The organism is Aurantiacibacter sediminis (assembly GCF_016019885.1).
In the GTDB taxonomy this organism is placed as follows: Bacteria; Pseudomonadota; Alphaproteobacteria; order Sphingomonadales; family Sphingomonadaceae; genus Alteraurantiacibacter; species Alteraurantiacibacter sediminis.
In genome coordinates this window covers 641,821-665,804 of record NZ_JAEANY010000001.1, presented here as the reverse complement: position 1 = coordinate 665,804, position 23,984 = coordinate 641,821, and the positions used below count along the sequence as shown (strand labels likewise).

The following is a 23,984-nucleotide window of genomic DNA, read 5'->3' as shown; positions in this document are numbered from 1 at the left end:
GGTCTCCGATCCTCCGAAGTGCTTTCCCCGGTCAATATTGCAGTGTCATGGCACTTGTCACGCGAAGGCCGGCGAGACGCCTTGCCATACTGCCAGCAGCTAAGCTTCGCACTGCATATCGTTTTTCAATATTGTTGATTGACAATAAGAATCGACTCGTCCATATCGTTTTTCAACAAACACGATATAGGAGATCGATAAATGCAACGCTTCGCCACCAAAACTCTCGCTGCTCTTGCAGCCGTGATTTTCGCCACGACCAGCTTCGCTGCCATCACCAGCGTGCCGGTCGACCCGCAACCCATTGCCGTCACATCGACGCTGCTGGCGTAAGCCGGATTGTCAGGAGATTTCCAATGAGTACTTCAACACGGCCGAATGATCTGCTGCTGGTGTCCGGCAAGGCGCTGACAATCCTGATGCAGATTTTCATGAGCATCGCTGCATTCGCGCTTCTCATCACGATTCCCGTCCTCCTCTTCTACCAGGCCGATATCGCCGCGGAATTGACCGCAGAGCTGGGCCAGGAAATCACTGATTTCCCGCTTCCTACAATCATCGCATTGTTGGTGATGGCGTTAATGGTAGTCGCTTTGGTCTTTGCCTTCTTCGACCAGTTGCGCCGCATCATCAATACGGTCGGCCATGGCGATCCGTTCGCTCCGCAAAATGCGCGTCGCCTCGGCAATATGGGCTGGCTTTTGCTTGTAGTGCAATTGCTCATGATACCCATTTCCGGTGCAGGCCTGACCGTTGCCAAATGGGCGGACGAAGTCGGGCATGAGGACATCACTGTCGATGCAGGCCTCGATCTGACCGGCATACTGATGGTCATCGTTCTCTTCATCCTGGCCCGGGTGTTCAAACGCGGCGCGGAAATGCGCGATGATCTGGAAGGAACGGTGTGATGCCACCCAAATCCACATCAGATAGCGAAGGAACCAGGATCATGGTCAAACTGGACGACCTTCTCCACGAACGCCGCATGACGCTGACCGAGTTGGCAGAGCGCGTGGGCCTCACCCTCGCCAACCTCTCCATCCTCAAGACGGGCAAGGCCAAGGCCATCCGCTTCAGCACACTGGAAGCGATCTGCCGGGAGCTGGAATGCCAGCCGGGCGACTTGCTGACCTATGGCGAATAAATTGCGGCAAAAAAATGGCAAAACGAGGAACCGACGCTGTCGAGAGCGGTTGGCGAGGTGATACCGGGCAATTCCGGTCGCACTACAGGAAGGATTCATTATGAAAAAGATTATCGCATTCGCCGCCGCTCCCGCCCTCATGCTGGTCGCTGCTTGCCAGGAACCTGCTGAAGATGCCGAAGAGCAGGCAGAAGATGTCGCTGAAATGGAAGCTGAAGTGATGGACGCCGAAGCTGGTGTTGCAGAAGCCGAAGCCGAGCTCGCTGAAGAAATGGGCAATGAAGGCGCCATGATGGAAGCTGAGCAAGAAGCCGAAATGCTGGAAGAAACCGCTGACGACCAGTAAGTGGCGCCAATCCACTTAAGCAGTTTTGCTTGACTCTCGGGGCGTGGCCTTTAAGGGCCCGCCCCGATTGCTTTGATCCATACGGATTGGGGCATTCATCCGTCCGAGACAGTTGGTGGTGGCAATGGGGTCATCTTAATTTCCAGCCTAGACGGGGAAACGAGATTTTTCGCGCGGCCACCATGGCCTCGCAATCAGCGTGATGCGTCACGCACCTCCTTCCCCAGAAACGGACTTTTGCCCTGTCGCATGAGCGGCGGGGTGATTTGAGCCGGTCGTCCGCGCGAACCCGCGGTCGGCCATAGTGAAGGAGTACGGCATGGATCGTTCGCAAAAAACCGAAGCGGTCGCCCAGCTGAACGAAGTCTTCAACGAAGTTGGCGTGGTCGTCGTGACCCGCAACCTCGGCCTGACGGTGGACCAGTCCACCGAACTGCGTACGAAGATGCGTGAAGCCGGTGCGTCCTACAAGGTCGCGAAGAACCGTCTCGCCAAGCTCGCCCTGAAAGACACCGATTATGTCGGCATCGAAGAGTTTCTCTCCGGTCCGACAGCACTGGCATGGTCGGAAGACCCTGTCGCAGCCGCCAAGGCTGCTGTCGAATTCGCCAAGTCGAACGACAAGCTGGAAATCGTCGGTGGCTCGATGGGCACGCAGGTTCTCGACGAAGCAGGTATCAAGTCTTTGGCTTCGATGCCCAGCCTCGACGAACTGCGCGGCACCATTGTTGGTCTGCTCAACGCCCCGGCGACGAAAATCGCCCGCGTTGTCAACGAACCGGCAGCCAAGCTCGCTCGCGTATTCGGTGCCTATGGCGCCAAGGACGCTGCGTAAGAGACGCTTTCTCGCAAGAGATACGAAACATACTCGGGGCCGACCGAAGGAACGGAATGCCCCAACAATTGGAGTGATACATCATGGCTGATATTGCCAAGCTGGTTGAAGACCTTTCGAAGCTGACCGTTATGGAAGCAGCTGAACTCGCCAAGGCACTGGAAGAAGAGTGGGGCGTTAGCGCCGCTGCTGCAGTTGCTGTTGCTGGCCCCGCTGGTGGCGGTGCTGGTGAAGCTGCCGCTGAAGAGAAGGACGAATTCGACGTCATTCTCACCGGCGACGGTGGCAAGAAGATCCAGGTGATCAAGGAAGTCCGCGCCATCACCGGCCTGGGCCTGACCGAAGCAAAGGGCCTCGTCGAAGGCGCGCCGAAGCCGCTCAAGGAAGGCGTGAACAAGGCAGAAGCCGAAGAGATCAAGGGCAAGATCGAAGCAGCCGGCGGTACCGTCGAACTGAAGTAAGCGCCTGTCCTCGCGCAAGCGGGGATCAGCTTACACTTCGATCTCTTCCGAGAGATCACCAAGGGGGCGTCACCAGCGATGGTGGCGCCCTTTTTGCTGGTCGCCGCTGCGCGCCTTACGGAATATCTTGGCAGCCGGGATGAAGTTTGGCAGTCAAAGCGTAATGCCAGCGCGTGTCTCCCGCATCTTTGCAAAACTCACCCCGCCGCATCGTGACTGGATCATGATCTGCGCGCTGCTCGGGCTCGGTTATCTCGCAGTTTTTCTCAGTGACGCAGGCATCCTCTCGGCGAAAGTCGTGACCGATTGCCTGATCAATGTGATCTCGCTGTACCTTCTGGGTATCGCATCTTTCCCACTCTTGCGACCGATCCTTTCCCTGCCAAATCAAGCGCTACAATTTGCCTCGCTCGCCGTTTTCAGCATTGCCTTCACGCTCATCTGGTACGTGTTGATTACGTCACTTCATGGATGGGTTGATGCAGGGTTTGTTGCTGGCGGGATGATCATTCCATTTTCAGGCCCTGCATTCCGCTGGCAGATGTTCCAGGGGATCGTGATTGCGCTTCTCCTGATTATTCTCGTGCGCGCTACTCATCGCCTTGCGGAAGCGAAAGGTGGTTCTCAAGATACGGAGGGAATCGCCGCTTCAGACACGCCAAAGGCTCTGTTGCTGCGTGATGACGATCAGATTGCGCGTGTCGAGCTTGAGGATATCGTTGCCATCCGCTCGGTCGACGATGAAATGAAGGTCTTCACTGCCACGCGCTCATTCCCGACCCGGCGAAGTCTGAAAGAACTGTCAGAGCAGCTGCCGGAAAGCTTCGTGCGCATTCACAGATCGGCGATCATCAATCTCGATCAGCTTGTTTCGGTTGAACCGGCCGGCGGCGGTCGCATGACGGTTCATCTCAATGACGGCTCATCGCTCAATACCAGCCGCTCTGGCGCACGGCTGATCCGTTCTTATGCTATGTGATCACCGGGAAGCCGGTTAGTCGAACTATCCATGCGGTCCGTTCAGGCACCAAAAGTGTCCGTTCAGCAAATTTTGCCCGATTGCGTGTGAGGTTGGTCCATAAGCTTCGGCATGCAGAACACAGCCCCATCTCACCCACGACAGACATTTACTGAGCATCTGATGGCCGCAGCCTCAATCGCCGCCCTCGCCCTACTTCCGGCCTGCGCGGCGTCGACATCGTTAGCCCAGACGAGCGCTGAGCGTCCACTACCGACGGCCATTTCAGAGGAAGCAGCGGCAGAGGCATTTGATGCGTTTCTAACCATCGAGCGAGACAGGTTGCGAACGATGGCGCAGTCCGACCGCGTGGCCGCCGCGTTCCTCGGCCTAATGGACCGCCGTGAAGGGAGTGCCGACGCTATGATGCAAATCGTACGGTCGATGCCTGCTGGCGAGTTGAAGGACCGCATGTTCTTTATCGCCGCAGGCCAATTGATTGCGGAGCATCGCTGGGCTGACGTGGCCGCTGCTTCTGAAGCGAATGGCATGACCAATCTTGCAGACTTCGCAAGGCCCTACGCCAATTGGCCCGATGCATCTGTCGATTATAATGGCGTCGAAGTGACCGAAGTGCCTTTTGATGGGCTTCGCATTCCTGCGCAGCTCAATGGCGTGGATATCGAGATTGCGTTCGATACAGGCGCGCCTGGGGTCGGTGTGCACCGCGACTTCATCGACTTGCTCGAAACCGATGGCTCGGCGCCGCAAACTTACGCGCTGCCCGCATTCGACATCGTCGCAACCAAGCATCACGCGCTGGTCGGCAGTCTGACGATCGGTGACATCACGCTTCGCAATGTGGCCGCGTCTGTAGGACTGCCGCCTGAAACGCCTGAGGATCAGGCCAAGTTCGAGCGCATGGATCAGATTGTCGGGCGTTATGATATCATCATGGGGCTCGATGCGCTGCGGCCCTTCTTCGAAGTCATCGAATTTGATTACAATCGGGACGTGGTGCGTCTGATTAGGCGGGACCCGCGGCCGCGCGCCGAGGCCAACATGCTGATGGGAGCCGGACGCAAGCCGCTGATCCGGATGCGCACGCAAAACCGTATCGGCAATTACTATATCGACACAGGGTCATACGGCCATCTGCTCGGAGAAGGCGCGTTCGACATCCGCGAATGTGACGCGCAACGCACGATGACTGCGCCATGGCGCGAAATTGCCGAAACCCGCGTTTCGGTTGGTTTCGAAGATCAGCCGCCTGTAGAGATATGGGCGCAGCCCACTAGCGTCGTCACCGAGCCCGAGTGGGATCTGTTCGGTTATATCGGCAACCCGCGCAGCGGGGTCTACCGTATCGACGTGCGCGATGGCCATTTCGCGTTCGAAGACTATTCGAGCGAAGGGCTCGATAGCCTGTGGCCAATCTCCGCAGAGCGCGAAGGCAGCTGCGCTCCGGCAGCGCCAATGCCTTAGTCCCGATGCACGCGTGTGACGCGCAGGCCGCACTTCGCAGATATACAGCCTATTTCCCCTTTGCAGGAAAGCACGACGCGCCTATCCGGTGCGGCTGTCCGGCGCATTTTCGCGGGGGCAGCATGAGATACCATGCGGCCGATTGCCCACCCCGAAACGCCCGACTGGACAGTCGAGACGCGCGAAACGCTGAAGCTGGCGGGGCCGCTGGCGCTCGCCAATCTGCTGCAAATGCTCACCTATGCGATCGACGTGATGTTTATCGCGCGGCTGGGTCCGGATGAACTCGCCGCATCGGCGCTCGCCATCGCCCTGTTCGGGTTGATCGTCTGGGGCTTGCAGGCGCTCACCAGCGCGGTCGCTCCGATCATGGCGGCAGAAACCGGGGCGCGCGGACCGGCGCTGCGCCCTGTTCGCCGCTCGGTGCGTATGGCCTTGTGGCTCAGCATCATCGTGTCGGCTATCGGCATGGGTCTCTGCGCGCTCGCAGGCCCGCTGATGCGGCTGACAGGGCAAGAGCCGCACATTACGGCGCTCGCCGTATCATACATGCAGGTCTTGCTGTGGTCGGTCGCGCCGATGGTGATCGCGGGCGTTTTGCGCAATTATGTCTCGACGCTGGGCAAACCGATCATTGCAACAGCAATAACCGGCGTGGGTATCGGCGTGAACGCACTGGCGAATTACGCCTTCATCTTCGGCAATCTGGGCGCACCTGCCATGGGCCTGCCCGGTGCAGCGGTCGCGACACTAATCACCTCACTCGCGATCCTTGCCATGTATGCCGCAATCATTCGGGTCGACCCGCGCCTGCACCGCTATCACATCATGGGCTTTTTCTGGCGACCGGACTGGCCGCGCTTTTGGGAAATGCTGCGCATCGGCACGCCTATCGGCATCACCGTGTTGGCAGAAGCGGGCGTGTTTGGTGCAGCGGCATTCCTGATGGGCCGCGTCGGCGGACTGGAACTGGCCGCGCATACACTCGCGCTCAATCTTGCTGCCTTTGCCTTTCAGGTCCCTTTCGGCGTGGGACAGGCGGCGACCATCCGCGTTGGCTATTTCTATGGCGCGCGCGATGCTGTGGGCATGGGCCGCGCAGGCTGGGCGAGTATTGTGATGGGAACCGGCTTCATGGCGCTGACCGCAATCGCCATGGTCACGATGCCACACGCGCTGCTCTCAGTATATATCGATATTGGCGATCCAGCGAACGCACAGCTGCTCGCTGCTGCAACCGGCTTCCTGATGATTGCCGCCGCATTCCAGCTGTCCGACGGGGTGCAGGCCGTGGCGGCTGGCGCGCTGCGCGGTCTCAAGGATACGCGCATCCCGATGTGGATTGCTATCTTCAGCTATTGGCTGCCTGGCTTCGGCCTCGCTGCCGGTCTTGGACTCGGCACGCAGCTTGGCGGCACTGGTGTCTGGATCGGCCTTGCAACAGGACTGACCTTCGCCGCCGCCCTGCTCCTCTGGCGCTGGAATGCGCGCGAAAAGCTGGGGCTGACGCAGCGCAATTCCTGAGCGGACGCCCCCATGCCACGCCCTGGCTGATTGCATGCAACTTTTTCGCTGAGACACCCATTGACTCTGAATGAACGCGCACCCAAATGCGCCGCACTGGCACTCTCGGTCGGAGAGTGCCAATCACGTTTAACCACTCAATTGGAAGAGGTCATAAATATGGCATTCCGTCCACTGCACGACCGCGTACTGGTCCGCCGCATCGAAGCCGAAGAAAAGACGGCTGGCGGCATCATCATCCCCGACAGCGCCAAGGAAAAGCCGAGCGAAGGCGAAATCGTCGCTGTCGGCAACGGCTCCAAGGCTGAAGACGGCACCGTCACCGCTCTCGACGTGAAAGTCGGCGACCGCGTGCTGTTCGGCAAATGGGGTGGCACCGAAGTGAAGATCGACGGCGAAGACCTGCTGATCATGAAGGAAAGCGACATTATGGGCGTGCTCGGCTGAGCCCCCTGATAACGCTTCCCAATACAACCCAATCCAGGAGAAGATCCAATGTCTGCTAAAGACGTAAAATTCGGCCGCACCGCCCGCGAAGGCATCCTCAAGGGTGTCGATACGCTGGCCAATGCCGTCAAAGTCACGCTCGGCCCCAAGGGTCGCAACGTCGTGATCGACAAGAGCTTCGGCGCACCGCGCATCACCAAGGACGGCGTTACCGTCGCCAAGGAAATCGAGCTCAAGGACAAGTTTGAAAACATGGGCGCGCAGATGCTGCGCGAAGTCGCATCGAAGGCAAACGATGCCGCCGGTGACGGCACCACGACCGCAACCGTGCTGGCCCAAGCCATTGTGCGCGAAGGCATGACCGCCGTTGCTGCCGGCATGAACCCGATGGACCTGAAGCGCGGCATCGATCTTGCCGTGAACAAGGTTGTCGCAGACCTGCAGAGCCGTTCGAAGGACGTGTCCGGTTCGGACGAAATCGCCCAGGTCGGCATCATCTCCGCCAATGGCGACAAGGAAGTCGGCGAAAAGATCGCCGAAGCCATGGAAAAGGTCGGCAAGGAAGGCGTAATCACCGTGGAAGAGGCCAAGGGTCTCGAATTCGAGCTTGATGTCGTTGAGGGCATGCAGTTCGACCGCGGCTATCTCTCGCCCTACTTCGTCACCAATCCGGAGAAGATGACGGTCGAGCTGGAAAACCCCTACATCCTGATCCACGAGAAGAAGCTGTCCAATCTGCAGGCCATGCTGCCTGTGCTGGAAGCTGTGGTGCAGGCCGGGCGTCCGCTGCTCATCATCGCTGAAGATATCGAAGGCGAAGCGCTTGCCACTCTCGTGGTCAACAAGCTGCGCGGCGGCCTGAAGGTCGCAGCCGTGAAGGCTCCGGGCTTCGGCGATCGTCGCAAAGCCATGCTGCAGGACATCTCGATCCTCACCAATGGCGAAATGATCAGCGAAGACCTCGGCATCAAGCTGGAAAGCGTCACGCTGGGCATGCTCGGTGAAGCCAAGACCGTCACCATCGACAAGGATAACACGACCATTGTCGACGGTGCAGGCGATGCGGAAAACATCAAGGCCCGCGTCGAGCAGATCCGTGCGCAGATCGAAACGACCACGTCGGACTACGATCGTGAAAAGCTGCAGGAACGCCTGGCGAAGCTCGCTGGCGGTGTTGCCGTGATCAAGGTTGGCGGCGCTTCGGAAGTCGAAGTGAAGGAACGCAAAGACCGTGTCGACGATGCGCTGCACGCTACCCGTGCTGCGGTTGAAGAAGGCATCGTTCCGGGCGGTGGTACTGCCCTGCTCTACGCCACCAAGGCTCTTGCCGGTGTGGAAGGCGAGAACAATGACCAGATCCGCGGTATCGACATCGTGCGTCAGGCCATCATGGCACCGGTGCGTCAGATCGCATCGAATGCCGGTCACGATGGCGCCGTGGTTTCGGGCAACCTCCTGCGCGAAGGCGACGAGACCCAGGGCTTCAACGCTGCAACCGACACTTACGAAAACCTCGTGAAGGCCGGCGTGATCGACCCGACCAAGGTCGTGCGCACCGCGCTGCAGGATGCGGCATCGGTTGCCGGTCTGCTGATCACCACCGAAGCTGCCATCAGCGAAGTGCCGGAAGAAAAGGGCTCCGCTCCTGCAATGCCCGACATGGGCGGCATGGGCGGCGGCATGGGCGGAATGGGCTTCTAAGCACCACCGCTCGTCTCACCGACGAAGTACGAAAGGCCCGGCGGGAGCGATCCTGCCGGGCCTTTTCTTTTGCCTGCTCGCCCTTCATACCTGCTGCCATCGAGACGCATCGAAGACCTGAAGAGGGGATCACAACATGAAACGCTACGCAGCACTTCTGCTGGCATCGGCCGCGCTGGCCGGGTGTCAGACAACCGAAGCCGACACGGCGACAATCGCCTGTGCCTCCACGCAAACCGAGTGCATCGACGCCTTCTTCGAGGAAAAGTTCGAGGAATTTCTCGCTTTCAGCCCGATCCAGCAGACCAGCCTCGGGATCAAGACGGACTATGACAAGCTGGGCGATTTCAGCGTGGAAGGCATTCGGGAACAGAATGCGTGGCTGCAGCAGGCCCGCGCCGACATGGAAGCGAACTTCGATTACGACGCGCTGGATGATGAGGCCAAGCAATCATACGATATGATGGTCTACCTGGCGGAGAGCTCTGCCGGACGGATGGATTATCTCGATAACGAATACATCCTCCACCAGATGCAGGGCGCTCACGCCTACTTTCCGAGCTTCCTGCTCAGTCAGCATACGGTTGAGAGCGAAGCGGATATGATCGCGTGGAATGCGCGGCTTGAAGCAATGGGCCCGGCCATGGACCAGCTGCTGACCCGCGCGCAGAATAATGCCGCTGCCGGCACGCGCCCGCCGCGCTTCTCCTACGAGGCGGTAATCGCAGAATCGCAGGGGCTTATCTCCGGTGCGCCTTTTGACGGCGGCGCGCCATCCGCTCTCTGGACCGGGACAGAAGAACGGCTCGCATCTTTGGTCGAGGCAGGGACGATCACGCAGGCCCGCGCCGATGAGCTACGCGAAGATGCCCGCGTTGCTCTTACCCAAAGCATGGCCCCAGCGTATCAGCGCGTGGTCGACTGGTTCAGCGAAGATATCGCCAACACGGCTGAAGTGGCGCAAGGCGTCGGCGCGCTGCCCAGTGGTGAGGCCTATTACAATTATATGCTCGAACAGAGCACCACGACCGAGCTGACCGCCGACGAAATCCACGAAATCGGCCTGTCCGAAGTCGCCCGCATCCGCGGCGAGATGGAAGGGATCATGGAAGAAGTCGGCTTCGAGGGCACGCTCGACGAATTCTTCGTCTTCATCCGCACCGATCCGCAGTTCTTCTTCTCGAATGATGAGGCAGGCGCGCAGGCCTATATAGACCGTGCCACCATGCATATCGACGAGCTGACAGAGCGGCTGCCCGAATTCTTCGGCCGCCTGCCACGCGCCGCGCTTGAAGTTCGCCGGGTGGAGCCATTCCGCGAACAGGATGGCGCCGCGCAGCACTATCGCCCCGGCACGCCAGATGGCGCTCGACCCGGCGTTTATTACGCGCATCTCTCGGATATGACGGCCATGCCGATCCCGCCGCTGGAGGCGATCGCCTATCACGAAGGCAATCCCGGTCACCACATGCAGATCAGCATCAGCCAGGAACTCGAAGGCATTCCGCGCTTCCGCACGCAGGGCGCTTACCAGACCGCCTATGTCGAAGGCTGGGCGCTCTATTCCGAAGTGCTGGCAAAGGAAATGGGTGGGTATGAAGACCCCTATTCCGAGTTCGGCCAATTGCAAAGCGAGATGTGGCGCGCGATCCGCCTCGTGGTCGACACCGGCATCCACGCCAAAGACTGGACCGAGGACGAGGCTGTTCAATACTGTCTCGAAAACTCGCCCAATCCGGAGACTGTCGCACGCAGCGAAGTGCAGCGCTATTTCGTGCTGCCGGGTCAGGCGACCAGCTACAAGATCGGCATGATGCGCATCCAGGAACTGCGTGCCGAGGCCGAACAAGAGCTGGGCGATGATTTCGACATTCGCGGCTTCCACGATACGCTTCTCAATGGCGGTTCCATGCCGCTCTCGATCCTCGAACGGCGTGTGGAATTGTGGAAGGCTGGCTTGCAGGAGGGCTAGGCGACCTCAACCAATTCGGGAAAAGGCCGGGGACGTGTCTCCGGCCTTTTTACATGACCGCAGGCTTTACCAGCATCCAAATCGCCATGCCGACCATGAACAGATTTTCGGTGAGCGAGATAAAGCCCAGCGGCACGTTGCTGTCGCCGCCGACACAGGCGCATTTTAGTTCGCGTTTATCGATATAAACTGCCTTGAACACACTCACCGCCCCGATGGTGCCGATGAGCAGCGCGACGGGAATAGAGACGATGTTCAGCACATGCGCGGTCATCAACACGCCCGCGAGGCCCTCGGCCCATGGGTAAATGTAGCCATACGGCACCCAGCGCTTGGCGAGCAGGTCGTAATTGAGGAACATGCTCGAAAAGCTCTCGATATCGCGGAGCTTGAGATAGGCGAGCACGCACATCGAGAAGCTGACGAACCATTCGGCAGACAGGATCGAGAGCGGCTCTCCGGTGGCCACGAAGGCTCCGCTCAGCGCCATCAGCGCAGTCATCATGAACAGCACGGCGACGGGCCAATAGCTCGTGCCGTCCTTGTTGACCGGATTGCCGAAATGCGCGCGCAAATCGGTATAGCCACCGATCCGCTCATTGCCGATCCAGGCCTGCGGAGTGGTCTTCACCCCGTGCTTTTCCTTGAAAGCGTCGGTCTCGGCGCGCGTCTCGAGCGTATGATCCTCGACAGTGTATCCCTTGCTTTCCAGCAGCCATTTCGACTTCAGGCCGTAGGGACAGGTGTGGTTTTCCATGACCATGCGATAAAGTGTGGCGGTCTTGCTCATTTGCGCGTCCTTTCCAGAAGGTCGACGAGCTCCGCAAATTTCTGTTCCTGCTCTTCCCTGTCGCCCGAAGCGATGGCCTCGGAAACGCAGCAGGCCGCGTGACGCTTCAGGATTTCACTTTCAGCCTTGGCCAAGGCAGACTTCACCGCCTGCATCTGGTTCAGCACATCGATGCAATAGCGGTCCTGTTCGACCATGCGTGCAACGCCCTGCACCTGCCCCGCGATGCGGTTCAGGCGGTTCACCGTGGTTTTGGCGCTGGCGGTGGCTGGCATGGACAAAAGACCTGTTTCAATACCCTATGGGGGTATATATATGGCTTCACCATGAGCAATGGCAAGATCATTTCCCCCGCCCTTTCCCGCCGCACGCTGCTGAAAGGAACCGGCGCTCTGGCAGCCGCCGGTCTCGCAATCCCGGCCTGGGCTCGCGGTCAATCGCTCAGCCATGCGCGCAATGGTTTTGGCGAGGTCTCGGGCGAGAGCATCGACCTGACGATCGACAATCACCACTTCACCACGGGCGGCCGTAGCGGCCATGCCATCGCGGTGAATGGCAGTGTACCGGGTCCGCTTATTCGCCTGCGCGAAGGCCAGGATGTGACGCTCAACGTCACCAATAACCTCGATGAGGACAGCTCGATCCATTGGCACGGCCTGCTGCTGCCGTTCCAGTTCGATGGCGTGCCCGGCGTCAGCTTCCCCGGGATCAAGCCGGGCGAGACTTTCCAGTACCGCTTCCCGATCCGCCAGAACGGCACATACTGGTGGCATTCGCACAGCGGCTTGCAGGAGCAGGCGGGGCATTACGGTCCGCTGGTCATTGATGCTGCGGAGCCCGATCCGCGCTATGACCGCGACCTTGTCGTTTTGCTGAGCGAATTCACGCCGCGCCACCCGCATGAAATCGCGCGGATGCTGGCGGTAGGGGAGCACTATTTCAACCGCTCCATGCAGACCGTTGGCGATGGTTCGATGAGCCTTGAAGACCGGCTGATGTGGGGCGCGATGCGGATGAACCCGCGCGACATTTCCGATGTTACCGCCTCCACCTATACCTATCTCATCAATGGCCACGGTCCGGCGGACGACCTGCAATTCCAGTTCCAGCCGGGTGAGCGCATTCGCCTGCGCATCATCAATGGTTCGGCCATGACTTTCTTTAACGTCCGCATTCCCGGCGTACCGATGACAGTGATTGCCGCCGACGGCATCGACGTGGACGATGTCGAGGTCGATGAATTCCAGATCGGCGTGGCCGAGACTTACGACGTTATCGTGACCCCGCCCGATGGCAGCCACGCGCTGGTGGCAGAGGCGATGGACCGATCCGGCATGGGCGTTGCCAGCCTCACCTCGCATGCCGGACACCGCGCCACCCCGCCGCCGCTGCGCGAGCCGGTGAACCTGACCATGGTCGATATGGGAATGGGCGGCATGGATCACGGCGGCATGGACCACGGCGCGATGGGACACGATATGTCCGGCGAAAGCGACATGGCAATGGATCACAATATGCGTGATACCTCGCTGCTGCCCCCCGATGTCGAAGTGAATGCGGGCGTCGACATGGTCAGCCCGATGCCGATGGACCGCATGGACTTCCCCGGTCTCGGTCTCGACACTGTCGATCACCGCGTGCTGCGCTACACCGATCTGCGCGCCAGACGCGCGAACCCGCACCGCATGCCCACGCGCCAGCTGGAGATTCACCTCACCGGCAATATGGAACGCTACATGTGGTCATTCGATGGCCGCCAGTTCAGCGCGGTGACGGACGATCCGATCCGCTTCGCCTATGATGAGCGGGTGCGGGTGAAGCTGGTCAATGACACAATGATGGCGCACCCGATCCACCTGCACGGACATTTCTTCGAGCTGGTGAATGGTGCGGACCATACGCACCAGCCGCTGAAGCACACGGTCGTCGTGCAGCCGGGTGGCACTGCGACTTTCGACCTGACCGCAAACGAGCCGGGCGACTGGGCCTTTCACTGCCACCTGCTCTATCACATGCATGCAGGGATGATGCAGACCGTCACAGTGCGCCCCTTCCCGATCGAGGGAGAAGGTTGATGCGCGCGATCTTCCTCGCAGGCGCCGCCCTGATCGCGACCCCCGCCATGGCGCAGGATCATGGCGATCACTCGGGCCACGCAGGCCACGCGCAGCATCAGGACCATTCGGCTCACCAGCAGGCGGAAGAGGCCGAAGCTGGCGCAGAAACGGATCATTCCACGCATCAGGCGATGGATCATTCGGCCCACGAGATGGCAGCCGAGCAGGATCATGCGCAGATGGATCACTCAGGCCATGAGGGCATGAACCACGGCGCGATGGATCATAGCGAGATGGACCATAGCCAGATGGATCATGGCGCGATGGACCATTCCCAGCATGGCCAGATGGATCATTCGCAGATGAACCATGGCGGCATGGATGCCGAAATCCCCTCTGGCCCGCCACCTGCCGAGGCTTTCGAAGGCCCGGCACACGCCGCAGACGAGATCTGGGGCGAGGATGCGATGGTGGCCGCGCGCGGATACAACCGGGCGACGCATGGCAATGCGCGGTTTGGCGTCATCTTTGGCGAACGCTTCGAGGCGCGCATCGGCGAAGGCCATGATGAATATCTCTGGGACCTGTCCGGTTGGTACGGAACAGGGACCGAGAAAGTCGTTTTCAAAAGCGAGGGCGAAGGTGAATTCGGCGGCGGTGTGGACGATGCCGAGCTGCAATTGCTCTGGGGCCATGCGATCGGCCCATGGTTCGATTTGCAGGCGGGCGTACGCCTAGATGTAGAGCCGGAAACAACCGCGCATCTCGCCGTGGGCGTATCAGGCCTCGCGCCTTATATGATCCATGTCGATGCCGCAGTCTTCCTCTCCGACGAGGGAGATCTGACCGCCCGCGTCGAAGCTGAACACGATATGCGCCTGACCCAGCAGCTGGTGCTTCAACCGCGCATCGAATTCGATCTCGCTGCGCAGGATATCCCTGAGCGGGGCGTTGCCGCAGGTCTGGTCCAGGCCGAGCTAGGTGCAAGGCTGCGATACGAGTTCGTGCCCGAATTTGCCCCCTATATCGGAGTGGAATACGAAAGCGCCTTTGGCGGCACTGCCGACATTATCCGCGCGGCAGGAGAGGATCCGGGCGGCTTCGTCTTTCTCGTCGGCCTTCGCACCTGGTTCTGACACGAAAAAGGGGCGCTCCACAATCGGTGAAGCGCCCCATTTTCGTTATGGCAGAAGCTGGCCTTAGCCGCCCATGCGGCTGCGCTCTGCGGCTTCCATGGCTTCTTCGCTCCACGTCACCGGGACCTGCGTCTGCGGGTTGAACGTGTCACCCATTTCAGCAGCCTCGGCAGCGGCGATTTCTTCTGCGGTCAGGTACTCGCTCGGCTCCAGCGCGAAAACATCGATGCCGCGGGCGATCTCGGTCGCGTAGATGCGACCGTTATACCAATAGGCGGACCAGTAACCGCCGGTCACCAGCTGGTCTTCATCCACCGGACCGCGATCGAAGAACGCGATTTCATACGGATTGGTCGGATCGGTGAAGTCGATCACCGAGAGGCCGCCCTGATACCATGCCTGCACGAAGATATCGCGCCCCGGCACCGGGATGATCGAGCCGTTGTGCGCTACGCAGTTTTCCATGTCGCTCTGCGCGCCCGGAATCTTGAACGTTCCGCGATAGACCAGCTCGCCATCCTCGATCCCGTAGAAGGCATTGGCGCCCCAGGTGGTCGGATCGGCTGCCTGACAACGCGGACGGCCACCGCCGCCCCATTCATCGGTGAACAGCACGACAGAGCCATCATTGTTGAACGTGGCCGAGTGCCAATAAGCAAAGCCCGGATCGGTCACCGCGTCGAGGCGGACGGGGTTATACGGGTCCGAGATATCCATGATGATGCCGTTGCCCGAACACGCGCCAGCGGCGAGGTTCAGCGACGGGAAGACAGTGATATCGTGGCACTGGTTCGTCTGGCTGGTCGTCTGCGTGCCATCGCCATGGTCACCGCCGAGCCACAGGCCTGCGATATTGCCATCATCATCGGCGAAAACGCGAGGGGATGAGGTAATGCGCGACTGCGAAGGATCGGCCAGCGGGATTTCGATCACATCGATGCTGAACAGCGCGGTGCGATCATCGCCCGGGATATAGCCGACGCAGCCTTCGAGTTCTTCACCATCGCGAACGCCGGCGGTGCCGGAGTTGTAAACGATGATCCGCTCTTCATTGGCATCGACGACCGAGTGCGTGTGGCTGCCGCGGCAGGTCTGCACGAGGCCGACCTGCACCGGAGCGCGAATGTCCGAAATGTCGAACACGCGCAGGCCGCGGAAACGATCTTCGCTTACATCTTCGGCTACACCGTCACGTCCGCAATCGACGCGGCCACGCGTCTGCTCGACACTCATGATGAGGATGTCGCCGACGACAGAGACGTCGCCCTGTCCGCCGGGGCAAACAACCGAGCTGACGAGTTCGGGAACCCCATCATCGCCCAGCATATAGGCGTTGAAGCCGTGATAATTGCCGGCAATCATCATGTCGTCCGAGAACGCCATGTCGGTATTGGCGAAGCTCAGCAGGCCGCCGCGTTGGGCGTAGCGCACCGGGGGTTCGGCAGCTTCCTCTGCCGGTTCTTCGCCATCGCCGCTTTCGGTTTCGACATCCTCTTCGCCTTCGGGCATTTCAGCGGCCGCCATGTTGTGGCCTGCATGCGCATCGGCTGCTTCCTCAACCTCTTCTTCCTCTTCCATCTCTTCTTCCGGCGGAAGGACCATGCGGCCGCCAGCCGGATTGGCGGGATCGAAGAAACCGGCGGGTTTGCGAAGAAACGCAACGTGGCGCAGATTGCTGATCGCTTCCTCAGCGTCGAACAGGCCGCCTGCAAGGCCGGAACGGGGATCTTCCGAAAGCGAGGCCAGCTCAACCGACATACGGTCTATTTCGGCCTGCTGATCGTTGCGGACTTCGCTAGTGAAATCGAACAGCACCGGATCGGTCGCAGTACCCTGGATCGAGAACAAATCGCGCACCATCGTTAGTGCGCCATTGTGGTGGGCAATCATCAGCTGCAGGAACTTGCGGTCGAAATTCACGCCGCGCGCGTCGCGCAATTCGGCCATGTCTTCGGCGCTTGCCATGCCAGCCATATCGACGTGGTGCATATGGCCCATGCCTGCCATGGCAGCGGGCTGACCGTAGCCTGCCAGCCATTCGGTCATAAAGCTGATTTCATCCTGCTGGGACGCAGCGATGCGTTCTGCAATCGTCTGGATCGCTTCGTTATTGGTGCGGCCATCGACAAGCGCGGCCATTTCAACAGCCTGCTGGTGGTGCACGATCATGCCCTGCATGAAATCGATATCGGCGGGCAGGTAATTCACGCGAGCAAGCTGGGTCGCCTCATCTTCCGAAAGGGCACGCGCGCCCTGCCCTGGCGCGCCCGGCTGCACGATCTGCACATCCTGCGCCAATGCAGGGGCGGTGGTTGCCAGAAGCATGGCGGCAAAAGATAATGAAAGCGGCGTCGAACTCTTCAATTTCATCAGGCGGTCCCTTCACGTGATATTTTGTCTCGCGCATCAAGCGTATCTGCCCGCTTCGGTCAATACGGGATAGGGATTGCGGTCTGCCAACGGAGGACTAGGTTCGATGAGGGCCATTGAGGGAGAACGTCATCATGCACCGTCTGTTTGCCACAGCCATCGCCGTATCCGCATTTGCGCTCACCGCATGTAGCGGTTCGGAAGAGGCGCCGGGTGAGGAGGCGGCGAGCGAATACAATGCGCGCCAATACATGCAGGCGATCAACGATATCGGCCGGCTGGACGATCAGGAGCAGGACGCGGCGCGTAAGCCCGGGGAATTGCTCGCTTTCGCGCAGATCGACCGCGGCGATGTGGTTGGGGACTTCATCATGGGTGGCGGCTACGTGACGCGGCTGCTCGCAACAGCCGTTGGTGCGGACGGCAAGGTGTATGCCTTCCAGCCCGAAGAATTTATCGCTTTCCGCCCCGAATATGCGACCGAGCAGGACGAAACCGTCCGCCGCTATTCCGATAACGATGGCAACCCGATCAACATCTTCCCAGTGCGCGGTCCGCTGGTGGAGCCGGGCTGGCCCGAGCAGCTCGATACGATCATCACCGTCATGAATTTTCACGATCTCTATCTGGATCAATTTCCTGAAGGAACTGCTGAACAGGCGATCGGCAATCTCTATGATGCATTGAAGCCCGGCGGGACACTGATACTGATCGACCATGTGGCCAGCGAAGGCGGGGGCGTTGAAGCTGCAAACACGCTGCACCGGCTCGATCCGCAAATGGCGATGGACGCGTTGACCGCTGCGGGCTTTGTCAGCGAGGCGGAGAGCGATATTTATTCCCAGCCCGATGATCCGCTGACTGCCAATGTCTTCGATGACGAAATTCGCGGCCAGACCGATCAAATTGCGTGGCGTTTCGTTAAGCCGGAATAGAAAGGCAGTCTTCCAAGAAGGGTGATCGCTTTTGCCTTGGTTCCTGCGTTTTTGATCTTTCCACTTCGGTTTGGCGATAATTCGGCGCGTTTCGTCGCGCGCATCTCGTCACCTCATGAAATATTAAGCATTTGAAAACCACGTTCCTCACATGTTTGGTTTTATGATGATTTCAAAGCTCGGTCGTTTCATTTCCGCATTCGCTCTTGCAGCAGCGCCGCTCGCCGCCTCTCCGGCCCTCGCCGGGACGGGCGATGAGTTTCAGGACTTCGAGTCGTCCTTCGATAGCGCCTTTGGCACCGAAGTCCGCAGCCCGCGCAATTATTCGCCTGACTTCGACAACCAGCTTGAATATCGCATCGCCCAGCTTGCCGATGGCAGTGAAGGGCGCATCGGTGTTGCTGCAGTCGATTTGTCCACCGGTCAGTCTGTTTCGATCCTTGGCGATCAGCGTTTCCCGATGGCGAGCACGAGCAAGATTGCCATCGCGGCTGCCTACTTGGAAGGTGTCGATCAGGGCCGCTGGAGCCTGACGAGCGAATGGCCGCTGTTGTGGCCGGTCCGCTCACGCCCGTTCTCCTCCGCCGCTGCGCCTGTACGCCAGGGCGAATACATGAGCGCGATGGAGCTGATCGATCTGATGATCACGCGCAGCTCCAACCCCGCTACCGATGCGCTGCTTGCAGCGCTGGGCGGAACCGATGCTGTGAACGATTGGGCACGGCGTGCCGGCCTTAACGGCTTTAGTCTCAACCGCGACATCGCCACTCTGGTGCGTGATGACGGCGAATTCGATCCCGAAACCTATATCGACATGCGCGACAGCGCGACGCCTGAGACCATGGTGCAGCTGCTCGCCGGGATTTATCAGGGCCGTTGGCTTACCCCGTCGAGCCGCAACGTTATCATCGATGCCATGGAGCGTTGCCGGACAGGCACGCGGCGTATCCCTGCGCTGATGCCCGATAATGTCACCGTGGCGCATAAGACCGGATCGCTCAACAATACGTCCAGCGATATCGGCATTCTGACTGCGCCTGATGGCCGTTCGATTGCTGTTGCGATTTACGTCACCGGCAATACGACGCGCCGCAATCGTGAAGCGCGTATCGCTTCGATCGCGCGCGGCCTCTACGACGGATTTGAGCTTGAAGCGAACCGCAACTACGCCAGCGCGAATTACAACGGAAACTGATAAGCTCGCCTCGTAAATCCACGGAGCGAAAACGCGGCTCCATCAACAGACAAAAGAAAAAGGCGCGGCCATCGCTGGCCACGCCTTTTCTTTATCAGTCCGAAGACCGAAGCGAGGATTACTCAGCTTCGTTCATTTCTTCGGTGACTTCGGCTTCCATGCCTTCTTCCATGTTTTCCATGCCGGCTTCGGCATCGTCAACAGCGGTGTCTACGGCATCGCCAGCAGCTTCAGCGTTGGCTTCGGTGTCAGCCATTGCGCCTTCAGCGGTGTCTTCTGCGGCTTCTTCGGTACCTTCCGAGCAAGCGGCGAGCGAGAGTGCGGCAGCCGAAGCAGCAGCAACGAGAGCAATCTTACGCATAGGTTTGAACCCCTTAATCTGCGAATAATTGAGAGAGGAAACGTCCTCATCCCAAGCCTCCCATCCGGTCGGCTCACTGCCTAAATAAGGCCACATTTGAGGCCGCGCAAGCAAATTATGGCATAAATAGGGCGGAAACTGGGCGCAATTGCGGCGCGTCTATCCGTAAAACTGCCATAAACAGAGCCGTGGATATTTGGCCTCAATCCATGCTGACCGGGCCCGTTTTGCATGCTAGCAAGCCTGATATGGCCGAAAAACAGCATCTCTACCTGGTCGATGGTTCGGCCTATATCTTCCGCGCATATCACCGTCTCCCCCCCCTCACCAATCCGGAGGGAACGCCTGTGGGCGCGGTTTACGGATATACGACCATGCTGTGGAAGCTGGCGCAGGATCTAGACGATGCTGATGGGCCGACTCACCTTGCCGTGGTGCTCGACAAATCGAGCCATTCTTTCCGCAATGATATCTATCCGGAATATAAGGCAAACCGCCCCGATCCGCCCGAGGACCTTGTCCCGCAATTCCCGCTGATTCGCGATGCGACTCGGGCCTTTTCCCTCCCTATGGTGGAAGAGCCCGATGTCGAGGCGGACGATATGATCGCATCCTATGCTTACGCCGCGCAGGATGCCGGATGGGATGTTACCATCGTCTCCTCCGACAAGGATTTGATGCAGCTGGTAGGAGAGAAAGACGGCGCGAAAATCGACATGCTCGATACGATGAAGGACGCCCGCATCTATATCGAAGAAGTGCAGGAGAAATTCGGCGTCGCGCCCGAGCTGGTCGGCGATGTGCTCGCGCTGATGGGCGATAGCGTCGACAACATTCCGGGCATCTACGGCATTGGCCCCAAAACCGCGTCAAAGCTGATCGGCGAAAATGGCTCGCTTGCCGCCGCGCTCGATGCTGCGCCCGACATGAAAAAATCGAAGCTCAAGGAACGCCTGCTCGAAGGGCGCGAGATGGCGGAACTCAGCCGCGAGCTGGTGGAACTGAAAAGCGACTGTCCGCTGCCCATCGCCATCGAGGACATGAAGCTGGATGGTATTCCGCCCGAACCGCTCGCCGATTTTCTCGAAACGCACGGTTTCAATTCGCTGCTCAAACGGCTTGAGGCCGGCACTGGCAGCCCCGGCCGCACCACCAATCTCAATCCGGAAAAAGCCGATACCAAAGGTGATGAAGGCACGCCGGATGGCAATATCCAGCCGCTGCCCGAATGGCCCGATGTTGATCGCAGCGCCTACACCACGGTGCAGACCGAAGATGCGCTGAAGGAATGGATCGCTCGCGCGCGCGATTTGCGTGTGGTGGCCGTCGATACCGAGACCAGCAGCCTCGATGCGATTGCGGCGGATCTTGTCGGGGTCAGCCTCGCCCTTGGCCCGAACGATGCGTGCTATATCCCGCTGCGCCACGGCGGCAGCGACATGTTCGATGAGAAGCCGGAGCAGGTCGATTTCGCTACTGCCATCGCGCTGCTGAAACCGCTGCTGGAGGACGATTCCGTCCTCAGGATCGGGCAAAATATCAAATACGATATCAACGTGCTCGCGCGCCACGGCATCGCGATGGGCCCTGTCGATGATACGATGATCATGAGCTTCGATCTCGATGCGGGCCGCTCTCAGGAAGGGATCGGCGGCGGTCACGGCATGGACGAGCTGGCGGAGCGTCACCTCGGCCACACCACGATGAAGTTCAAGGATGTGTGCGGCACGGGGAAGAAGGCGATCCCCTTCGGCGAAGTGCCGCTGGGCAAAGCGACCGAATATGCTGCCGAAGATGCCGATGTGACGTGGCGGCTCCACGCGCATCTCGCGCGCCGGATGCCAGATGAAGGCGCGACGCGGATTTACCAGCGCGTCGACCGCCCGCTGATCCCGGTGGTCGCGAAGATGGAGCGCGAAGGCATCAAGGTGGACCGCGCCGAGCTATCTCGCCTCTCCGAGACCTTTGCTGAGACCATCGGGCGGCTGGAAAAGGAAATCCATAAGGACGCAGGCGAGGAATTCACCATCGGCAGCCCGAAACAGCTGGGCGAAGTGCTGTTCGACAAGCTCGGCTACAAGGGCGGGAAAAAGGGCAAGAGCGGCCAAAACTCGACCGACCAAAGCGTGCTGGAGCGCCTTTCAGGCGAGGGCCATGCGATTGCCGACAAGGTCCTCGAATACCGCCAGCTCTCCAAGCTCAAGAGCACCTATACCGACGCGCTGCAGGAAGCGATCAATGAGCGGACTGGGCGCGTGCATACGAGCTACAGCCTCGTGGGCGCGCAGACGGGCCGCCTTTCCTCAACCGATCCCAATTTGCAGAATATCCCGATCCGCACCGAAATCGGGCGGCAGATCCGTAAGGCCTTCGTGCCCGAAAGCGGCAATGTCCTGCTCGCCGCCGACTACAGCCAGATCGAGCTCCGCCTTGCAGCCCACATGGCCGATGTGCCCGAACTGAAGGAGGCCTTCGAACAGGGCGAAGACATTCACTCGCGCACGGCGAAGGAAATGTATGGCGAAGTAGACCGCGACACGCGCGCCGCTGCCAAGACGATCAATTTCGCCATCCTCTACGGCATTTCGCGCTGGGGTCTTGCCGGGCGGCTGGGCATCGAGCCGGACGAGGCGCAGGAGAAGATCGACACCTATTTCCAGCGCTTCCCGGGCATTCAGTCCTACATCCACTCGACGCTCGAAAGCGTCCGGGCAAAGGGCTATTCGGAGACGCTGTTCGGCCGCAAGACGTGGTTCCCGCGGATCAATTCCAAGAACCAGGCCGAGCGGCAGGGCAGCGAGCGCGCGGCGATCAACGCACCGATCCAAGGCACCAGCGCCGATATCATCAAGCGCGCCATGGCCCGCATGCTTCACGCATTGGAGGCCGAAGGCTTGAACGATGTACGCATGCTGCTGCAGGTGCATGACGAACTGGTATTCGAACTGCCCGAAGACGATGTCGAAAAGGCCAGCCCGGTGATCGAACGCGTCATGGCCGAGGCCGCGCAGCCCGCTGTCACGCTCGACGTGCCGCTTGGCATCGAAATCGGTACCGGGCCCAGCTGGGATGACGCGCATTGACGATCGAAGCCGCCATCGCACCTATCGATGAGGCCTTGCCGAGCGCATATGCACATTGGGCGGAGGCCGCGCTGGTTGGCGGAATCGCAGTTGCTCTCGCGCTATTGCTGCACTGGATCATCTTTCGCCTCCTGCGCAAATTCTCGCGCGCCAGCGAGACCGAGACCGACGATATCGTTGTCGGCAACATCAGGCGCCCTACCCGCTGGGCGCTGGTCGCACTTGCGCTCGTGCTCGCCGCGCGCGAGACGCCGATGCTCGAAGATGTGTGGGAGCGAATTTCCGGCTTTCTGATGCCCGCGCTTATCGGATGGATGGCGCTCGCGATCATGCGCGCTTTCGTTCATGCGCTGCAGGTCAAAGCCGACATTGGGGTGGCGGACAATCTCCAGGCCCGCCGCCGCCAGACGCGCCTGGCGATTTTCAGCCGCATCGGCACCTTCATCATCATCTTCGTGACCATCGCGCTGATGCTGCTTTCCATCCCCGGTGTGCGTGACATCGGGGTAACGCTGATGGCCTCCGCCGGGCTCGCCGCATTGGCGGTTGGCGCGGCTGCGCAGCCGGCTCTGAAGGCACTGATCGGCGGGCTGCAAATGGCGCTGACCGAGCCCATCCGCATCGACGATGTCGTGATCATCGAAGGCGAATGGGGCCGGATCGAGGATATCCGCACCAGCTATGTCGTGGTCAAAATCTGGGACGAGCGGCGATTGATTGTCCCATCCAACAAATTTCTAGAGGAAAGTTTCGAGAACTGGACGCGCTCCGGATCAGAACTGCTCGGCTCGGTATTCCTGCATCTCGATCCGATGGCCGATATCGACCGCCTGCGCGCCGAATTCGAGCGGCTGGTCACGGCGAACGGTCTATGGGATCGCCGCGTGCAGAATGCCAAGGTAACTGGGACCAGCCTCGATGCACTGGAATTGCGGCTGCTGATGAGCGCGAAAGATGCAGGCACGCTTTTCGACCTGCGCTGCGAAATCCGCGAGCAAATGCTCGCATTTATTCGCGCAGAAATGCCCGAAGCCGTTGCAGTACGCCGCGTAACCTCCGCCGCCGAAGCGATCTGGGAAGCCGCCGAGCCGGGGCTTGCGCCAAGCCAAGGCTAAATCTATACCGTCCGAAACGGGCCGAAAGGCCCGCAAGGCCGAACGGCCGTCCGCAGCGGGCATGCAGCA

The 23,984-nt window shown here is 59.9% G+C and carries 22 protein-coding genes; 18 read left to right on the top strand and 4 right to left on the bottom strand.

Annotated features, from left to right (window positions below; genetic code table 11):
• Window positions 1-201 precede the first annotated feature (201 nt).
• The 12 genes from I5L03_RS13515 to I5L03_RS03440 all read left to right on the top strand — a co-directional run bounded on the left by I5L03_RS13515 (window position 202) and on the right by I5L03_RS03440 (window position 10,873).
• Window positions 202-333: a hypothetical protein gene (locus I5L03_RS13515; protein ID WP_267904185.1), complete on the top strand. Its 132-nt coding sequence runs from the start codon at window positions 202-204 to the stop codon at window positions 331-333.
• Between the two features lie 23 nt (window positions 334-356).
• Complete coding sequence (locus I5L03_RS03490) at window positions 357-908, top strand: DUF2975 domain-containing protein (protein WP_197920288.1); 552 nt, start codon at window positions 357-359, stop codon at window positions 906-908.
• Window positions 908-1,144 (top strand): helix-turn-helix domain-containing protein, encoded by a 237-nt coding sequence (locus I5L03_RS03485; protein ID WP_197920287.1) that lies wholly within the window; start codon window positions 908-910, stop codon window positions 1,142-1,144. The genes I5L03_RS03490 and I5L03_RS03485 overlap by 1 nt, the downstream gene beginning before the upstream one ends.
• A 100-nt stretch (window positions 1,145-1,244) precedes the next feature.
• Window positions 1,245-1,490: a hypothetical protein gene (locus tag I5L03_RS03480; protein ID WP_197920286.1), complete on the top strand. Its 246-nt coding sequence runs from the start codon at window positions 1,245-1,247 to the stop codon at window positions 1,488-1,490.
• Window positions 1,491-1,809: 319 nt separating this feature from the next.
• Window positions 1,810-2,325, top strand: a complete 516-nt coding sequence (gene rplJ / locus I5L03_RS03475; RefSeq protein WP_197920285.1) for a 50S ribosomal protein L10 — start codon at window positions 1,810-1,812, stop codon at window positions 2,323-2,325.
• Window positions 2,326-2,408: 83 nt separating this feature from the next.
• Entirely contained in the window at window positions 2,409-2,786 is a 378-nt protein-coding gene (rplL, locus tag I5L03_RS03470; RefSeq protein ID WP_197920284.1) for a 50S ribosomal protein L7/L12, read from the top strand.
• A 163-nt stretch (window positions 2,787-2,949) separates the two neighbouring features.
• Complete coding sequence (locus I5L03_RS03465) at window positions 2,950-3,765, top strand: LytTR family DNA-binding domain-containing protein (protein WP_197920283.1); 816 nt, start codon at window positions 2,950-2,952, stop codon at window positions 3,763-3,765.
• A 330-nt stretch (window positions 3,766-4,095) separates the two neighbouring features.
• Window positions 4,096-5,229, top strand: a complete 1,134-nt coding sequence (locus tag I5L03_RS03460) for a retropepsin-like aspartic protease (RefSeq protein ID WP_197920282.1) — start codon at window positions 4,096-4,098, stop codon at window positions 5,227-5,229.
• 132 nt (window positions 5,230-5,361) lie between these two features.
• Complete coding sequence (locus I5L03_RS03455; RefSeq protein ID WP_197920281.1) at window positions 5,362-6,753, top strand: MATE family efflux transporter; 1,392 nt, start codon at window positions 5,362-5,364, stop codon at window positions 6,751-6,753.
• 159 nt (window positions 6,754-6,912) lie between these two features.
• The gene (gene groES, locus I5L03_RS03450) at window positions 6,913-7,200 is read left to right on the top strand and encodes a co-chaperone GroES (RefSeq protein ID WP_197920280.1); all 288 of its coding nucleotides are present in this window, start codon (window positions 6,913-6,915) and stop codon (window positions 7,198-7,200) included.
• 48 nt (window positions 7,201-7,248) lie between these two features.
• A complete protein-coding gene (gene groL, locus I5L03_RS03445) occupies window positions 7,249-8,901 on the top strand; it encodes a chaperonin GroEL (protein WP_197920279.1) in 1,653 nt (550 codons plus the stop codon).
• A 136-nt stretch (window positions 8,902-9,037) separates the two neighbouring features.
• Window positions 9,038-10,873, top strand: coding sequence for a DUF885 domain-containing protein (locus tag I5L03_RS03440; RefSeq protein WP_197920278.1), 1,836 nt, complete (start codon window positions 9,038-9,040; stop codon window positions 10,871-10,873).
• A gap of 49 nt (window positions 10,874-10,922) precedes the next feature.
• Here I5L03_RS03440 and I5L03_RS03435 read toward each other — a convergent pair whose 3' ends face one another.
• Both I5L03_RS03435 and I5L03_RS03430 read right to left on the bottom strand, forming a co-directional pair.
• The gene (locus I5L03_RS03435; protein WP_197920277.1) at window positions 10,923-11,663 is read right to left on the bottom strand and encodes a MauE/DoxX family redox-associated membrane protein; all 741 of its coding nucleotides are present in this window, start codon (window positions 11,661-11,663) and stop codon (window positions 10,923-10,925) included.
• Window positions 11,660-11,938, bottom strand: coding sequence for a metal-sensitive transcriptional regulator (locus I5L03_RS03430; protein WP_197920276.1), 279 nt, complete (start codon window positions 11,936-11,938; stop codon window positions 11,660-11,662). Before I5L03_RS03430 ends, I5L03_RS03435 begins: the two co-directional genes overlap by 4 nt.
• A gap of 51 nt (window positions 11,939-11,989) precedes the next feature.
• Between I5L03_RS03430 and I5L03_RS03425 the strand changes: the two genes are divergently transcribed.
• Window positions 11,990-13,738, top strand: coding sequence for a copper resistance system multicopper oxidase (locus I5L03_RS03425; RefSeq protein ID WP_197920275.1), 1,749 nt, complete (start codon window positions 11,990-11,992; stop codon window positions 13,736-13,738).
• Window positions 13,738-14,856 (top strand): copper resistance protein B, encoded by a 1,119-nt coding sequence (locus I5L03_RS03420; RefSeq protein ID WP_197920274.1) that lies wholly within the window; start codon window positions 13,738-13,740, stop codon window positions 14,854-14,856. Before I5L03_RS03425 ends, I5L03_RS03420 begins: the two co-directional genes overlap by 1 nt.
• A gap of 63 nt (window positions 14,857-14,919) precedes the next feature.
• On the opposite strand, the gene I5L03_RS03415 is transcribed toward I5L03_RS03420, so the two are convergent.
• On the bottom strand, window positions 14,920-17,226 hold the full coding sequence (locus I5L03_RS03415; protein WP_197920273.1) for a DUF305 domain-containing protein: 2,307 nt from the start codon (window positions 17,224-17,226) through the stop codon (window positions 14,920-14,922).
• Between the two features lie 134 nt (window positions 17,227-17,360).
• Here I5L03_RS03415 and I5L03_RS03410 point away from each other — a divergent pair, with 134 nt between their 5' ends.
• Together I5L03_RS03410 and I5L03_RS03405 are read left to right on the top strand one after the other, a co-directional pair.
• Window positions 17,361-18,161, top strand: coding sequence for a class I SAM-dependent methyltransferase (locus I5L03_RS03410; protein WP_197920272.1), 801 nt, complete (start codon window positions 17,361-17,363; stop codon window positions 18,159-18,161).
• A 163-nt stretch (window positions 18,162-18,324) separates the two neighbouring features.
• Window positions 18,325-19,356: a serine hydrolase gene (locus I5L03_RS03405; RefSeq protein ID WP_234035005.1), complete on the top strand. Its 1,032-nt coding sequence runs from the start codon at window positions 18,325-18,327 to the stop codon at window positions 19,354-19,356.
• A 118-nt stretch (window positions 19,357-19,474) separates the two neighbouring features.
• Here the strand turns inward: I5L03_RS03405 and I5L03_RS03400 are convergent, their stop codons facing one another.
• Window positions 19,475-19,717 (bottom strand): hypothetical protein, encoded by a 243-nt coding sequence (locus I5L03_RS03400; RefSeq protein ID WP_197920270.1) that lies wholly within the window; start codon window positions 19,715-19,717, stop codon window positions 19,475-19,477.
• Between the two features lie 248 nt (window positions 19,718-19,965).
• Between I5L03_RS03400 and polA the strand changes: the two genes are divergently transcribed.
• Window positions 19,966-22,800, top strand: coding sequence for a DNA polymerase I (gene polA / locus I5L03_RS03395; RefSeq protein ID WP_197920269.1), 2,835 nt, complete (start codon window positions 19,966-19,968; stop codon window positions 22,798-22,800).
• The gene (locus I5L03_RS03390; protein ID WP_234035004.1) at window positions 22,797-23,915 is read left to right on the top strand and encodes a mechanosensitive ion channel family protein; all 1,119 of its coding nucleotides are present in this window, start codon (window positions 22,797-22,799) and stop codon (window positions 23,913-23,915) included. The genes polA and I5L03_RS03390 overlap by 4 nt, the downstream gene beginning before the upstream one ends.
• Window positions 23,916-23,984 lie beyond the last annotated feature (69 nt).